Source organism: Pseudomonas sp. RIT288, assembly GCF_000631985.1.
Classification (GTDB): Bacteria; Pseudomonadota; Gammaproteobacteria; order Pseudomonadales; family Pseudomonadaceae; genus Aquipseudomonas.
In genome coordinates this window covers 243,116-256,766 of the sequence record NZ_JFYN01000044.1, presented here as the reverse complement: position 1 = coordinate 256,766, position 13,651 = coordinate 243,116, and the positions used below count along the sequence as shown (strand labels likewise).

Genomic DNA, 13,651 nt, shown 5'->3' with positions numbered 1-13,651 from the left:
GCCCGGCCCTCATTGCAAGCGGTTGCGCAAAGCGGCAACCACGTTGAAGGTTTGATTGGCCACCCGGTTGTTCGGGTCAGTGAGGGTCAGGCTCAGACGCACACTGCGGATGCGCGCCGGGTCGCTGGGGTTGCTGCTGTAGGAGGACGCCGCGACGTCGGTAGCCGACGCGGCCAGACCGAAGGTCACGTTAAAGACACTGACGTTATTCACCAGCACCTGCTGGGTCGGGGTGCCGCTGCCGGTGCCCATGAGAATCTGGTTGTTGCTGAAGCTGTAGATCAAACGGCGGATCGGAAAGGCGATCTGACCGCTCGCCGCCGCCCGCAACCCGGTATAGGCCGTGGCGCTGTTGCGGCAATCGGAGACCACCGTCCAGGTCGGCGTGCCGCCACTGCCGCCGACATCGGCGGTGACCAGAGTCAGCTTGAGGTTGCTGTTGTCCCAACTGATCGGGGTGATCTGCGCCGCGCTGAAATCCCCTGCCGAACTCGCGTCGGTAATGCTGCCGAGGCAGCCGAACATGCCGACCATGCGCAGTTCCTGAATCATCTTGCTCAGGACAAAACGTGCGTCCTCCTGCATCGCGGCAGCGGTGTTCTGGCTGACGTAAGTGTTTTTAGCGGCGAGGAACGTCTGCACCACGCCCAGGACAATGATCAGCCCGAGCGCCAGGGCGATGAGCATTTCGATCAGGCCGAAACCCCGGTTGGCGTGCTTCATGGGCCGGCCACCGGATCGACCGTGGCACGGCTGGTCAGGACGAAACTGCGCGTGGTGCCGGTGGCATTCGCCGCCCGTGAGTCATTCCAGTTGATGGTGATGGTGTACACCCGCTGATTGCGGGTGATCGTGCCTGTGGCGCTCGGCCCGCCGAAATTGACGATGTTGGTGGTGAAATCGTAGAGGTCCTGATCGCGGGCGACACTGAGGTTGCCCGAGGTCGGCGGCGTCACCGTGTAATCGGCGGCGGCGTTGGCGCGGATGCGATCCATCATGTCGTAGGCGATGAAGCTCGCCTGGCTGGTCATCCGCGAACTGTCGGTGTACTTCAGCGCATTCACTTGAACGGCTGCCGCGCCCAATATGCCGACGGTCAGAATCAGCAATGCGACCAGCACTTCGATCAGCGACATGCCCTCCTGTGCCTGTGTGCTCCCTGCCCTCATCCGCAACTTCCACCCAATTGAATTCGTCCGTTCAGACATACGTTCAGCGTCCTGCTTTGCGTTCCCAGCGCGTAGCTGATGACCACCGCTGTCGACGGGGCCGCCAGACCGCCCAGATTGTTGAAATCCAGTGCAGTCACTCCTGAGGGTAGCGTCAGAGTCGCGCCGCTGCTCATCGCTGGAACAACCCGCAATACATTGGCCGCAGTGCCAGTACTGTCGTAGACCGATAACTCGCCGGTCCACAAGCTGCCACCGGCGCTCGGGCGAAGACGCGTGGTCACGCCGCGATCAATCGCCTCCAGCCGCGCATAGTTGATGGCGCGCTGCAGGTCGCCCATTTCGGTGTCGGCCTTGCTGCTCTGGATCGAGCGGGTGAACCCCGGCACCGCCAGGGTGATGAGGATCACCATCACGGCGACCGCAGCCAACAACTCGGGCAGCGTGAAACCTTTTGTACGATGATCCATCGATGCCCTCCGTTGCCGTCGGCTATACCTGCTTCTACAAACTAGAACATTCAACCGGCCTGCGTCGGTTGATTTGCCCTGCCCGGCGAAAAGGATCGCGCCGGGCTTCATGCTCCACGGAGGGAGTCGTCATGCCGCAACAGGGTTTCAGCCTGATCGAATTGCTTATGGGACTGGCGATTGGCGCAATTGTTCTGTCGCTGGTCAGTCCGGCGTTCGCCGCCTTCACCGAGTCGACTCATCGCGACCAGGCGGCGCGGTCGTTGCTTGAGGGCATTCGCAACGCCCGCACCCTGGCCATCACCCGCAATCAGAGTGTGGTGATCCATGGCATCGACGACGACTGGAGTCAGGGCTGGCGGATCATTCTGGATATCAGCGGCAAGGGGCCGCAGGACAGCAGCAATCCACTGCTGGTGGAACATGCGAGTGACGGGCGGACACCGATCGTCGGCAATTGGGCGGTCAGTCGTTACGTGCGCTTCAGCAGTCTGGGGCAACCGCTGATGCCCGGGCGGGCGTTTCAGGCAGGGACATTACATATCTGTTCGACACACGAGCCGGTCAGCCAGCTCCAGGTGGTGCTGGCGGCGACCGGCCGGGTGCGCCTGACCAGCGCGAAGGCTGAGCAGGCGCTGTGCCTGAAGGCGAAGAGCTTCAGATCGAGCGGACGCGCAGCTCTTTCGGCATCGAGAACGTGATGTTCTCTTCGCGGCCGGCCAGTTCATCGGCACCAATCGCACCCCAGGCTTGCAACTGCTGGATTACGCCACGCACCAACACTTCCGGTGCGGAAGCACCGGCGGTGATGCCGATGCGCTCGACCCCCTCGAACCAGCTCTTCTGCAGGTCTTCGGCGCCGTCGATCAGGTAGGCCGGCGTGGCCATGCGTTCGGCCAGTTCGCGCAGACGGTTGGAGTTGGAACTGTTCGGGCTGCCCACCACCAACACCACGTCGCATTCGTCGGCCAGTTGTTTGACCGCGTCCTGACGGTTTTGCGTGGCGTAGCAGATGTCGTCCTTGCGCGGGCCACCGATGGCCGGGAAGCGTGTGCGCAGGGCATCGATCACGCGACTGGTATCGTCCATCGACAGGGTGGTCTGGGTCACGAACGCCAGTTTTTCCGGGTTACGCACCTGCAGTTCGGCCACGTCTTTCTCGTCTTCGACGAGGTAGATCGCGCCGCCGTTACTGCCGTCGTACTGACCCATGGTGCCTTCGACTTCCGGGTGACCGGCGTGGCCGATCAGGATGCACTCACGGCCGTCGCGGCTGTATTTGGCGACTTCGATGTGCACCTTGGTGACCAGCGGGCAAGTGGCGTCGAAGACTTTCAGGCCACGGCCGGCAGCTTCATTGCGCACGGCCTGGGAAACGCCGTGGGCACTGAAGATCACGATGACGTCATCCGGCACCTGATCCAGTTCTTCGACAAAGATCGCGCCGCGGCTGCGCAGGTCTTCGACGACGAACTTGTTGTGCACCACTTCATGACGCACGTAGATCGGCGGCCCGAAGACTTCCAGGGCGCGGTTGACGATTTCGATCGCCCGGTCCACGCCGGCGCAGAAGCCACGGGGGTTGGCGAGTTTGATTTGCATGCTGTGCCTCGTGTCTTGCGCGCAAGAAATAGCGAAAACGGTTGAAAACATTGTGGGAGCGAGCCTGTTGTGGCGAGGGGATTTATCCCCGATCGATTGCGAAACAATCGTCAAACCAGTCAATGCTTTCCGATTCTAGACCGCGGTGATCAGATTCGGGGGGGCTTCGCACCCCATCGGGGATAAATCCCCTCACCACAAAAGCCCCCTCTCATGAGGGTCCTGCTGTGTTGCTTAAAGCGCTTTGACGTTGATGATCTCGACGTCGAAGGTCAGCGTCTTGCCGGCCAGCGGGTGGTTGAAGTCGATGGTCACTTGTGCGTCGTCGAACTCTTTCACCACACCCGGCAGCTCAGTATTGGCCGCATCATTGAAGATCACCAGCAAACCCGGCGACAACTCCATGTCGACGAACTGCGAACGCGGGATGATCTGTACGTTTTGCGGGTTCGGCTGGCCGAAGGCGTTTTCCGGCTCGACGGTCAGCGTACGCTTGTCGCCGGCCTTGAAGCCGAACAATGCCGCTTCGAAACCCGGCAGCAGGTTGCCGTCGCCGACCTTGAAGGTCGCCGGGGCCTTGTCGAACGTGCTGTCGACCGTGTCGCCGTTCTCCAGGCGCAATGCAAAGTGCAAAGTGACTTCCGTGTTCTGGCCGATGCGTTGCTCAGCCAATACCTGTTCAGTCATGAACGGCTTCTCCGGTTTTCTTACTTTTGAACATGTCCAGTGCGAGCATCACCGCACCGACGGTGATGGCGCTGTCGGCAAAGTTGAACGCCGGGAAGTACCAGCGGTTCTGCCAGTGCACCAGAATGAAGTCGATCACATGGCCCAGGGCAATGCGGTCATACAGATTGCCCAGCGCACCGCCCAGCACCAGTGCCAGCGCAACGGCCAGCCAGGTATCGTTGCGGCCCAGACGCTTGAGCCAGACCACCAGCACCGCGCTGACCACGATCGCGATCAGGGCGAACAGCCAGCGCTGCCAGCCGGAGCTGTCGGCCAGGAAGCTGAACGCCGCGCCGGTGTTGTAGGCCAGGGTCCAGCTGAAGTAATCGGGAATGATCACGATCTGCTGGAACATTTCGAGCTTGCCTTCGAAGTAGAACTTGCTGGCCTGGTCGATGACCAGAACCAGCAAACTCAACCAGAGCCAGCTCAACCGTCCGAAACGGCCAACGGCATTAGGCATAGTGACGAACCTCGCCGGCGCCGCTGATGTTGTCGACGCAACGACCGCAGATTTCCGGATGCTCCGGGTTCACGCCGACGTCTTCGCGGCAATGCCAGCAACGCGCGCATTTCGGGAAGGCCGATTTGACGATCTTCAGTTTCAGGCCGCTGACTTCGGTGACGACCGCGTCCGCAGGTGCCTGAACGAAAGGTGCCACGCTGGCAGTCGAGGTGATCAGGACAAAGCGCAGTTCGTTGCTCAGCTTGGCCAGGTCGGCACTCAGCGCCTCTTCGGCGAACAGCGTCACTTCGGCTTGCAGGTTGCCACCGACAGCTTTCGCCGCACGCTGGATTTCCATCTCTTTGTTGACCGCCACCTTCACTTCCATGATGCGGTCCCAGTAGGCGCGACCCAGCTCGAAGCCTTCAGGCAGTTCGGTCAGACCTTCGTACCAGGTGTTGAGCATCACCGATTCGTTGCGCTCGCCCGGCAGGTACTGCCACAGCTCGTCGGCGGTGAACGCGAGGATCGGCGCGATCCAGCGCACCAGCGCTTCGGAGATGTGGAACAGCGCGGTCTGGCACGAGCGACGCGCCTTGCTGTCGGCGCCGGTGGTGTACTGGCGATCCTTGATGATGTCGAGGTAGAAACCACCGAGCTCCTGCACGCAGAAGTTGTGGATCTTCGAATAGACGTTCCAGAAACGGTATTCGCCGTAGTGCTCTTGCAGCTCGCGTTGCAGCAGCAGGGTACGGTCCACGGCCCAGCGATCCAGCGCGAGCATGTCTTCAGCCGGCAACAGATCGGTGGCCGGGTTGAATCCGGTCAGGTTGGAAAGCAGGAAACGCGCAGTGTTACGGATGCGACGATAGGCGTCCGCGCTGCGTTGCAGGATCTGCTCGGACACGGCCATTTCACCGGAGTAGTCGGTCGAGGCGACCCACAGACGCATGATGTCGGCGCCCAGCGTGTCGTTGACTTTCTGCGGCGCGATCACGTTGCCCAGCGACTTGGACATCTTGCGGCCGGACTCGTCGACGGTGAAGCCGTGGGTCAGCAGCTCGCGGTACGGCGCGTGGTTGTCGATGGCGCAACCGGTCAACAGCGACGAGTGGAACCAGCCGCGGTGCTGGTCGGAACCCTCCAGGTACAGGTCGGCGCGCGGGCCGGTTTCGTGACCCATCGGGTGCGAACCGCGCAGCACGTGCCAGTGGGTAGTGCCCGAGTCGAACCAGACGTCGAGGGTGTCGCTGATTTTGTCGTACAGCGGCGCTTCGTCGCCCAGCAGTTCGGCGGCGTCGAGTTTGAACCAGGCTTCGATGCCTTCGACTTCAACGCGCTTGGCCACTTCTTCCATCAGTTCGACGGTGCGTGGATGCAGTTCGCCGCTTTCCTTGTTCAGGAAGAACGGGATCGGCACGCCCCAGTTGCGCTGACGGGAGATGCACCAGTCCGGACGGTTGGCGATCATCGAGTGCAGGCGCGCCTGGCCCCAGGCCGGAACGAACTTGGTGTCTTCGATGGCTTTGAGCGAGCGCACGCGCAGGGTGTCGCCGCTGACCGGCTCCTTGTCCATGCCGATGAACCACTGCGCGGTGGCGCGGTAGATCAGCGGGGTCTTGTGGCGCCAGCAGTGCATGTAGCTGTGTTCGATGACGGTGGTGTGCAGCAGCGCGCCGACTTCGGTCAGCTTTTCGACGATGGCCGGGTTGGCCTTCCAGATGAACTGGCCGCCGAAGAACTCCAGCGACGGCACGTACACGCCGTTGCTCTGTACCGGGTTGAGGATCTCGTCGTTGACCATGCCGTATTTCTTGCAGGTCACGAAGTCGTCCACACCGTACGCCGGGGCGGAGTGAACCACACCGGTACCGGCGCCCAGTTCGACGTAGTCCGCCAGATACACCGGCGACAGGCGATCGTAGAACGGGTGACGGAAGTTGATCAGTTCCAGCGCCGAACCCGGCGCGGTGGCCAGTACGGTGCCTTCAACGCCGTAACGCGACAGGCACGACTCGACCAGCTCTTCAGCCAGGACCAGCAGCTTGTCGCCGATATCTACCAGGGCGTAGTTGAATTCCGGGTGTACGTTCAGCGCCTGGTTGGCCGGAATGGTCCACGGGGTGGTGGTCCAGATCACGATCGAGGCAGGCTTGCTCAGCGACGGCAGACCGAACGCGGCGGCCAGTTTGGCCTCGTCGGCGATCGGGAAGGCCACGTCGATGGTCGAGGACTTCTTGTTCTCGTACTCGACTTCGGCTTCGGCCAGCGCCGAACCGCAATCGAAGCACCAGTTCACCGGCTTCAGGCCCTTGAACACGAAACCGCCCTTGACGATTTCGGCGAGGGCGCGGATTTCACCGGCCTCGTTCTTGAAGTCCATGGTCTTGTACGGGTTGGCGAAGTCGCCCAGCACGCCGAGACGGATGAATTCGCTCTTCTGCCCTTCGATCTGCTCGGTGGCGTAGGCACGGCACAGCTCGCGGGTCTTGTCCGCGCCCAGGTTCTTGCCGTGGGTCACTTCAACCTTGTGCTCGATCGGCAGGCCGTGGCAGTCCCAGCCCGGAACATACGGCGCGTCGAAGCCCGACAGGGTCTTCGAGCGGATGATCATGTCCTTGAGAATCTTGTTCAGTGCGTGACCGATGTGGATCGTGCCGTTGGCGTACGGAGGGCCGTCGTGCAGGACGAACTTCGGACGATCCTTGCCAATCTCGCGCAACTTTCCGTACAGGCCAATACTGTCCCAGCGCTGCAGGATCTGCGGTTCGCGCTGTGGCAGGCCGGCCTTCATTGGGAAGGCGGTGTCCGGAAGGTTTAGCGTGGCTTTATAGTCGGTCATTTAAGGCTCTTCATTAGCGATGGGCGCTAGGTGCGGCTAGTGCACGGGCGGCGGCGACATCCGCGTTGATCGCCGTTTTCAGTGCCTCCAGGGAGGCGAAACGCTGCTCTTCACGCAGCTTTTGGTGGAAAACCACCGTCAGACGCCGGTCATACAGATCGCCGGCAAAATCCAGTAGGTGAACTTCAAGGTGGGCTTTGCCATCACCTTGGACCGTAGGCCGCACGCCGATATTGGCGACGCCAGGCCAGGTCTTGCCGTCGATGTCCACATCCACCAGGTAGACCCCGGTGAACGGCACGCGACGGCGTTTGAGTTGAATGTTGGCAGTGGGCGTACCCAGTTGCCGGGCCAGTTTCTGGCCGTGCAGCACGCGACCGGCGATCCGGTACGGGCGGCCGAGCAAGCGTTCGGCCAAGGCAAAATCGGCGGCGGCCAACGCGTTGCGCACCTGGGTGCTGCTGACGCGAATGCCGTCCAGCTCGACGGTTTGCGCGGCTTCCACGGTAAAACCGTGTACCTGGCCGGCCTGCAGCAGGAAATCGAAATCGCCGAGGCGGTCGCAGCCAAAGCGGAAATCGTCGCCGACTTCCAGATGCTGCACGCCGAGACCGTCCACCAGGATGGTATCGACGAATTCACTGGCGCTGAGCTTACTCAGGCGCTGGTTGAACGCCAGGCACAGCACCCGGTCGACCCCCTCGGCGGCCAGCAACTGCAGCTTGTCACGCAAGCGGGCCAGACGTGCCGGCGCGGTCTCCGGGGCAAAGAACTCCCGTGGCTGCGGCTCGAAAATCACCACGCAGCTGGGTACGCCCAACTCGAGCGCACGCTCACGCAGTCGGGCCAGGATAGCCTGGTGACCACGGTGAACACCGTCAAAGTTGCCAATAGTGGCGACGCAGCCCCGATGCTGGGGGCGCAAGTTGTGGAGGCCTCGAACCAGCTGCATAACGCGCTTCTTGCTCATAAAGTGGTCGATTATAACCACACCCGACGGTCGACGACAGGCAACACCGTAACGCAAAGTGATCGAGCCGACAAAACTGCCGGCCCGTGCCCGGTTATAAAGGCTGAAACCTCAGCTCAAAGCCTTGCGATTGAAGTCGCGCAGGCGAAAACCGAGCAGCAGCAACATACCGAAATACGCCACCACACCGGCAACCACCAGCGCCCCCAGACGCAGGAAGCGCGCCAGCATATGGCCCTGATCCCAGGCCGGCATGAAATGCATGCCCAGCAGCAGCACCGCCGACATCACCGCTACCGCCACCACCAGTTTGAAGCCAAAGGTGTACCAGCCCGGTTGCGGCTGATACATCTTTTGCTTGCGCAGTTGATAGAACAACAGCCCGGCATTCAGACAGGCACCAGCACTGATCGCCAGCGCCAGACCGGCGTGAGCCAGCGGGCCGATCAGCATCAGGTTGAACAACTGCGTGCACACCAGGGTGAAGATTGCGATTTTTACCGGGGTGCGGATGTTCTGTTGCGCGTAAAAGCCCGGCGCCAGCACTTTGATCACGATAATCCCGAGAAGACCGACAGAATAGGCAATCAGCGCACGCTGGGTCATGGACGCATCAAACGCGCTGAACTGGCCGTACTGGAACAGTGACACGGTCAGCGGTTCGGCGAGAATCCCCAGCGCCAGCGCACACGGCAACACCAGCACGAAGCACAGGCGCAGCCCCCAGTCGAGGATCCGCGAGTATTCGTGGCGATCCTTGCTCGCATAAGTCTTGGCCAGCGTCGGCAGCAAAATGGTGCCCAACGCTACGCCGAGCACGCCGGACGGCAATTCCATCAAACGGTCGGCGTAATACATCCACGACACCGAACCGGCCACCAGGAACGAGGCGAAAATGGTGTTGATGATCAGCGAAATCTGGCTGACCGAAACGCCGAGGATCGCCGGCAGCATCTGCTTCATCACCCGCCACACGCCGCTATCGCGCAGGTTCAGGCGCGGCAGCACCAGCATGCCGATTTTTTTCAGGTGCGGCAGTTGATAGAGCAACTGCGCCAGACCACCGACCAGTACCGCCCAGCCGAGGGCCATCACCGGCGGATCGAAATACGGCGTCAGGAACAGCGAAAACACAATCATGCTCACGTTGAGCAAGGTCGGTACGAAGGCCGGCACCGAAAAGCGGTTCCAGGTATTGAGGATCGCCCCGGCCAACGAGGACAGGGAGATCAGCAATATATAAGGGAACGTCACCCGCAACAGGTCGGAGGTGAGCTGGAATTTTTCCGGCGTGTCGGCAAACCCCGGCGCCGTGGCCCAGATCACCCATGGCGCGGCGATCATGCCCAATGCCGTGACCAGAGCCAGCACCAACGTCAGCAAGCCCGATACATAAGCAATGAAGGTGCGCGTCGCTTCTTCCCCCTGCTGACTCTTGTATTCCGCCAGAATCGGCACGAAAGCCTGAGAGAACGCGCCCTCGGCGAAGATTCGCCGCAGCAGGTTGGGCAGTTTGAAGGCAATGAAGAAGGCATCCGTCGCCATTCCGGCACCGAATGTGCGAGCGATGAGCGTGTCACGGACAAACCCCAGAATCCGGGAAAGCATCGTGATAGAGCTGACAGCGGCCAACGATTTGAGCAGATTCATTAAGGAAATTAGTGCCTGTCGATAAACAGCAGGCGAACAATGCGCCTACTTGTGCGATACTCCGCGCCGCAACAGCACAGAGCCAAAGCTCGCGAGTTTACAGGTCAAGCGCCGGAAATAAATATCCCGCCTCTTCATACCTACCACTTAGCGGAACGTTTCAAGCGCCCTTGACAAGACTTCAACTCATCGGCATGATTCGCGGCCTATTTTGTTTGCTATTTCCTAAAAAGTCTTTCGAGGAGCTCGACGGTGGCCAACTCACCTTCCGCCAAAAAACGTGCAAAACAGGCTGAGAAGCGTCGCAGCCACAACGCCAGCCTGCGTTCCATGGTTCGTACCTACATCAAGAATGTAGTTAAAGCCATCGACGCAAAAGACGCTGAAAAAGCTCAAGCTGCATACGTTCTGGCTGTGCCAGTTATCGACCGTATGGCCGATAAAGGCATCATCCACAAGAACAAGGCTGCTCGTCATAAGAGCCGCCTGAATGGCCACGTCAAAGCACTGAAAGAAGCTGCTTAATCGACGTAGTCATTAAAAACCGACCTTAGGGTCGGTTTTTTATTGCCTGCGATTTAGCGAATGCAGCACAAAAAAATGTAGGAGTGAGCCTGTTCCGGCCGCCCGGAACAGGCTCACTCCTACAATTGGTTTTGCGGTGTTATTGCTGGACCGGCACCCACGGCACGATCGGGATCGCCGTCACCGCATTCTGCGGACTGCCTTCGATCACGCGATCGCTGTAGACCAGGTACACCAGCGTATTGCGCTTCTTGTCGAGGAAGCGCACCACCTGCATGGTCTTGAACACCAGCGACGTGCGCTCCTTGAACACCTCGTCACCATCCTTCAGCTCGCCCTTGAACTTGATCGGACCGACCTGACGGCAGGCAATCGACGCCTCGGCGCGATCCTCGGCCAGACCCAGGCCACCCTTCACCCCACCCGTCTTGGCGCGAGACAGGTAGCAGGTCACGCCGTCGACCTTCGGATCATCGAAAGCCTCGACCACGATCCGGTCGTTCGGGCCGACGAACTTGAACACCGTCGACACCTGACCGATTTCCTCGGCCGAGGCCAGCAATGGCAACGCCATCAGCAGACCCAACAATCCTTTTGCCATGCGCATCGCGTTTTTCCTTAGACCAGAATCAGGTTGTCACGGTGAACCAGTTCCGGCTCAGCCATGTAGCCCAGCACGCCGACAATTGCGTCCGACGACTGACCAATGATTTTTTGCGCCTCAAGCGCACTGTAGTTGGCCAGACCGCGAGCAATCTCGCGACCGTCCGGCGCCACGCAAACCACCATTTCGCCACGGCGGAAACTGCCCTGGACCAATTTCACGCCGACCGGCAGCAAGCTCTTGTTACCTTGCGACAATGCCGACACCGCACCCTCGTCCAGCACCAGCGTGCCGCGAGTCTGCAGATGCCCGGCCAGCCACTGTTTGCGCGCCGCCAGCATGCCGCGCTCAGGCGACAGCAGCGTACCAATGCGCTCGCCAGCCTTCAGGCGATCGAGCACACGCTCCAGGCGACCACCAACAATGATGGTGTGCGCCCCGGAACGCGCCGCCAGACGCGCCGCACGCAGCTTGGTCTGCATGCCGCCACGCCCCAGCGCACCACCAGTGCCGCCCGCCACCGCATCCAGGGTCGGATCATCGGCGCGCGCTTCGTAAATCAGCTGCGCATCAGGATTGTTGCGCGGATCGGCATCGAACATGCCATCGCGATCAGTGAGGATCACCAGCAGATCAGCCTCGACCAGGTTGGCCACCAGCGCCGCGAGCGTGTCGTTGTCGCCGAAACGAATCTCGTCGGTGACGACGGTGTCGTTTTCATTGATCACCGGAATGACTTTCAGATCGACCAGCGCACGCAGGGTGCTGCGAGCGTTGAGGTAGCGCTTGCGGTCGGACAAGTCATCGTGAGTCAGGAGAATCTGCGCGGTGTGCCGACCATGCTCGGCAAAGCTCGACTCCCAAGCCTGCACCAGCCCCATCTGGCCAATTGCAGCTGCGGCCTGGAGCTCGTGCATCGCACTGGGTCGTGCGGTCCAGCCCAGGCGACTCATGCCGGCAGCCACCGCCCCGGAGGACACCAGCACCAACTCGACACCCGCCTCATGCAGGGCGACCATCTGCTCGACCCAGACACTCATTGCCGCACGATCCAGCCCTTTGCCATCAGCTGTCAGCAAAGCGCTGCCGATCTTCACGACCCAACGCTGCGCACCTGTCACCTTGCTCCGCATCATCTTCAACCTTAGCTTGAGGACAGCGCGACCCAGCGCTGCCCGTTAATCGTGACTACCGATTTCCAGATACCAAAACGCCGCTCGATTGAGCGGCGTTCAAGTTTATCGCAACAGATCAGTCGCGCACGTAAATGATTTCCGGACCGTCTTCATCATCCACATCTTCTTCGTCCCAGTCATCGTCGCCGATGTCGTGGACCGACTTCACGCCGCTGCGACGCAGGGCACGCTTGTCATCCAGCGCCTGCAACTGTGCACGGGCTTCATCTTCGATGCGCTGATCGAGATCGGCCAGCTCTTCCTTGTACGCAGGGTCGTTGGCCAGGCGATCGGCACGATCTTCCAGATAACGCATGATGTCGCGGGTCAGGCGCTCGGTGCCTTCTTTGGCGATGGCCGAGATCACATAGACCGGACCTTCCCACTGCAGGCGATCAACGATTTCCTTGACGCGCTCTTCGTGCTCTTCTTCAAGGATCTGGTCGCATTTGTTCAGCACCAGCCAGCGATCACGCTCGGCCAGCGAGGGGCTGAATTTGACCAGCTCGTTGACGATCACTTCGGCCGCGTCCGGTGCACTGGTGTCATCCAGCGGCGCCATGTCGACGAGGTGCAGCAACAGACGCGTACGCGCCAGGTGCTTGAGGAAACGAATACCCAGACCGGCGCCGTCGGAAGCACCTTCGATCAACCCCGGAATGTCGGCAATGACGAAGCTTTTCCAGCGATCAACGCTGACCACACCCAGGTTCGGCACCAGCGTGGTGAACGGGTAGTCGGCAACTTTCGGCTTGGCCGCCGACACCGAACGGATAAAGGTACTTTTACCAGCATTCGGCAAGCCCAGCAGACCGACATCAGCCAGCACTTTCATTTCCAGCTTCAGGTCGCGCTGCTCACCCGGCTTGCCCGGAGTGGTCTGGCGCGGCGCACGGTTGGTACTGGATTTGAAACGGGTGTTGCCCAGACCGTGCCAACCACCCTGCACTACCATCAGTTTCTGGCCAGCCTTGGTCAGGTCGCCAATCACTTCCTGGGTGGCCGAGTCAATCACGGTGGTACCGACCGGCACGCGCAGGATCAGGTCTTCACCCTTCTTGCCGGTGCAATCGGTGCTGCCGCCGTTGGAGCCACGCTCGGCATCGAAGTGCCGGGTGTAACGGTAGTCGACCAGGGTATTGAGGTTCTCGTCGGCCATCATGTAGATGGAACCGCCGTCACCGCCGTCACCGCCGTTCGGACCACCGTTTTCAATGAATTTTTCCCGACGGAAACTCATGCAGCCATTGCCGCCGTCGCCAGCTTTTACGCGGATCGATACTTCGTCTACAAACTTCATAACTCAACGCCTCTCGCCATACGGACGAGCCGAAAAACAATCAAGACATAAGACTCTTGCAAAAATGAGCGCAGCGACCCCAAAACACGACCTGCATCGCACGCCGACAGCCCATACAAACAGTTTTGCAAGAGACTCACCCCACAAACGAAAAAGCCCCGTCGCAAGAC

At 60.6% G+C, this 13,651-nt stretch carries 14 protein-coding genes; 2 read left to right on the top strand and 12 right to left on the bottom strand.

What is annotated here, in order from left to right; genetic code table 11:
* Window positions 1-9: 9 nt before the first annotated feature.
* The 3 genes from BW33_RS27945 to BW33_RS27935 are packed head-to-tail and all read right to left on the bottom strand — an operon-like array spanning window position 10 to window position 1,639.
* Window positions 10-723 carry a PilW family protein gene (locus BW33_RS27945; RefSeq protein ID WP_047602628.1) on the bottom strand — a complete coding sequence of 238 codons (714 nt, stop codon included), beginning with the start codon at window positions 721-723 and terminating at the stop codon, window positions 10-12.
* Window positions 720-1,169, bottom strand: a complete 450-nt coding sequence (gene pilV, locus BW33_RS27940) for a type IV pilus modification protein PilV (RefSeq protein ID WP_047602627.1) — start codon at window positions 1,167-1,169, stop codon at window positions 720-722. Before pilV ends, BW33_RS27945 begins: the two co-directional genes overlap by 4 nt.
* Window positions 1,166-1,639, bottom strand: a complete 474-nt coding sequence (locus BW33_RS27935; protein ID WP_047602626.1) for a GspH/FimT family pseudopilin — start codon at window positions 1,637-1,639, stop codon at window positions 1,166-1,168. Before BW33_RS27935 ends, pilV begins: the two co-directional genes overlap by 4 nt.
* Window positions 1,640-1,770: 131 nt before the next feature.
* On the opposite strand from BW33_RS27935, the gene BW33_RS27930 reads away from it, so the two are divergent.
* Window positions 1,771-2,340 (top strand): GspH/FimT family pseudopilin, encoded by a 570-nt coding sequence (locus tag BW33_RS27930; protein WP_047602625.1) that lies wholly within the window; start codon window positions 1,771-1,773, stop codon window positions 2,338-2,340.
* Here BW33_RS27930 and ispH read toward each other — a convergent pair.
* From ispH to murJ, 6 genes are all read right to left on the bottom strand, one after another.
* Window positions 2,297-3,241, bottom strand: a complete 945-nt coding sequence (gene ispH, locus BW33_RS27925) for a 4-hydroxy-3-methylbut-2-enyl diphosphate reductase (protein ID WP_047602624.1) — start codon at window positions 3,239-3,241, stop codon at window positions 2,297-2,299. The two genes, BW33_RS27930 and ispH, sit on opposite strands and share 44 nt — an antisense overlap.
* Window positions 3,242-3,475: 234 nt before the next feature.
* Window positions 3,476-3,913 (bottom strand): FKBP-type peptidyl-prolyl cis-trans isomerase, encoded by a 438-nt coding sequence (fkpB, locus tag BW33_RS27920; protein WP_169843368.1) that lies wholly within the window; start codon window positions 3,911-3,913, stop codon window positions 3,476-3,478.
* A 7-nt stretch (window positions 3,914-3,920) separates the two neighbouring features.
* Complete coding sequence (gene lspA, locus BW33_RS27915) at window positions 3,921-4,433, bottom strand: signal peptidase II (RefSeq protein WP_007963824.1); 513 nt, start codon at window positions 4,431-4,433, stop codon at window positions 3,921-3,923.
* A complete protein-coding gene (gene ileS, locus BW33_RS27910; protein WP_047602622.1) occupies window positions 4,426-7,257 on the bottom strand; it encodes an isoleucine--tRNA ligase in 2,832 nt (943 codons plus the stop codon). Before ileS ends, lspA begins: the two co-directional genes overlap by 8 nt.
* Before the next feature lie 13 nt (window positions 7,258-7,270).
* Window positions 7,271-8,209: a bifunctional riboflavin kinase/FAD synthetase gene (gene ribF, locus BW33_RS27905; RefSeq protein ID WP_003228347.1), complete on the bottom strand. Its 939-nt coding sequence runs from the start codon at window positions 8,207-8,209 to the stop codon at window positions 7,271-7,273.
* A gap of 129 nt (window positions 8,210-8,338) precedes the next feature.
* Window positions 8,339-9,877 carry a murein biosynthesis integral membrane protein MurJ gene (gene murJ / locus BW33_RS27900; protein ID WP_047602621.1) on the bottom strand — a complete coding sequence of 513 codons (1,539 nt, stop codon included), beginning with the start codon at window positions 9,875-9,877 and terminating at the stop codon, window positions 8,339-8,341.
* Between the two features lie 252 nt (window positions 9,878-10,129).
* Here murJ and rpsT point away from each other — a divergent pair, with 252 nt between their 5' ends.
* Complete coding sequence (rpsT, locus tag BW33_RS27895; RefSeq protein ID WP_003228351.1) at window positions 10,130-10,402, top strand: 30S ribosomal protein S20; 273 nt, start codon at window positions 10,130-10,132, stop codon at window positions 10,400-10,402.
* Between the two features lie 139 nt (window positions 10,403-10,541).
* Here the strand turns inward: rpsT and BW33_RS27890 are convergent, their stop codons facing one another.
* From BW33_RS27890 to cgtA, 3 genes are all read right to left on the bottom strand, one after another.
* Window positions 10,542-11,009, bottom strand: coding sequence for a CreA family protein (locus BW33_RS27890; protein ID WP_003228353.1), 468 nt, complete (start codon window positions 11,007-11,009; stop codon window positions 10,542-10,544).
* A gap of 11 nt (window positions 11,010-11,020) precedes the next feature.
* A complete protein-coding gene (proB, locus tag BW33_RS27885; protein WP_047602620.1) occupies window positions 11,021-12,139 on the bottom strand; it encodes a glutamate 5-kinase in 1,119 nt (372 codons plus the stop codon).
* Window positions 12,140-12,257: 118 nt separating this feature from the next.
* Window positions 12,258-13,481, bottom strand: a complete 1,224-nt coding sequence (gene cgtA, locus BW33_RS27880; RefSeq protein ID WP_003228358.1) for an Obg family GTPase CgtA — start codon at window positions 13,479-13,481, stop codon at window positions 12,258-12,260.
* Window positions 13,482-13,651 lie beyond the last annotated feature (170 nt).

Coding starts and splice junctions, on each gene's coding strand:
- BW33_RS27945 (WP_047602628.1), bottom strand. CDS start 723: ATGAAGCACGCCAACCGGGGTTTCGGCCTGATCGAAATGCTCATCGCC.
- pilV (WP_047602627.1), bottom strand. CDS start 1,169: ATGAGGGCAGGGAGCACACAGGCACAGGAGGGCATGTCGCTGATCGAA.
- BW33_RS27935 (WP_047602626.1), bottom strand. CDS start 1,639: ATGGATCATCGTACAAAAGGTTTCACGCTGCCCGAGTTGTTGGCTGCG.
- BW33_RS27930 (WP_047602625.1), top strand. CDS start 1,771: ATGCCGCAACAGGGTTTCAGCCTGATCGAATTGCTTATGGGACTGGCG.
- ispH (WP_047602624.1), bottom strand. CDS start 3,241: ATGCAAATCAAACTCGCCAACCCCCGTGGCTTCTGCGCCGGCGTGGAC.
- lspA (WP_007963824.1), bottom strand. CDS start 4,433: ATGCCTAATGCCGTTGGCCGTTTCGGACGGTTGAGCTGGCTCTGGTTG.
- ileS (WP_047602622.1), bottom strand. CDS start 7,257: ATGACCGACTATAAAGCCACGCTAAACCTTCCGGACACCGCCTTCCCA.
- ribF (WP_003228347.1), bottom strand. CDS start 8,209: ATGCAGCTGGTTCGAGGCCTCCACAACTTGCGCCCCCAGCATCGGGGC.
- murJ (WP_047602621.1), bottom strand. CDS start 9,877: ATGAATCTGCTCAAATCGTTGGCCGCTGTCAGCTCTATCACGATGCTT.
- BW33_RS27890 (WP_003228353.1), bottom strand. CDS start 11,009: ATGCGCATGGCAAAAGGATTGTTGGGTCTGCTGATGGCGTTGCCATTG.
- proB (WP_047602620.1), bottom strand. CDS start 12,139: ATGCGGAGCAAGGTGACAGGTGCGCAGCGTTGGGTCGTGAAGATCGGC.
- cgtA (WP_003228358.1), bottom strand. CDS start 13,481: ATGAAGTTTGTAGACGAAGTATCGATCCGCGTAAAAGCTGGCGACGGC.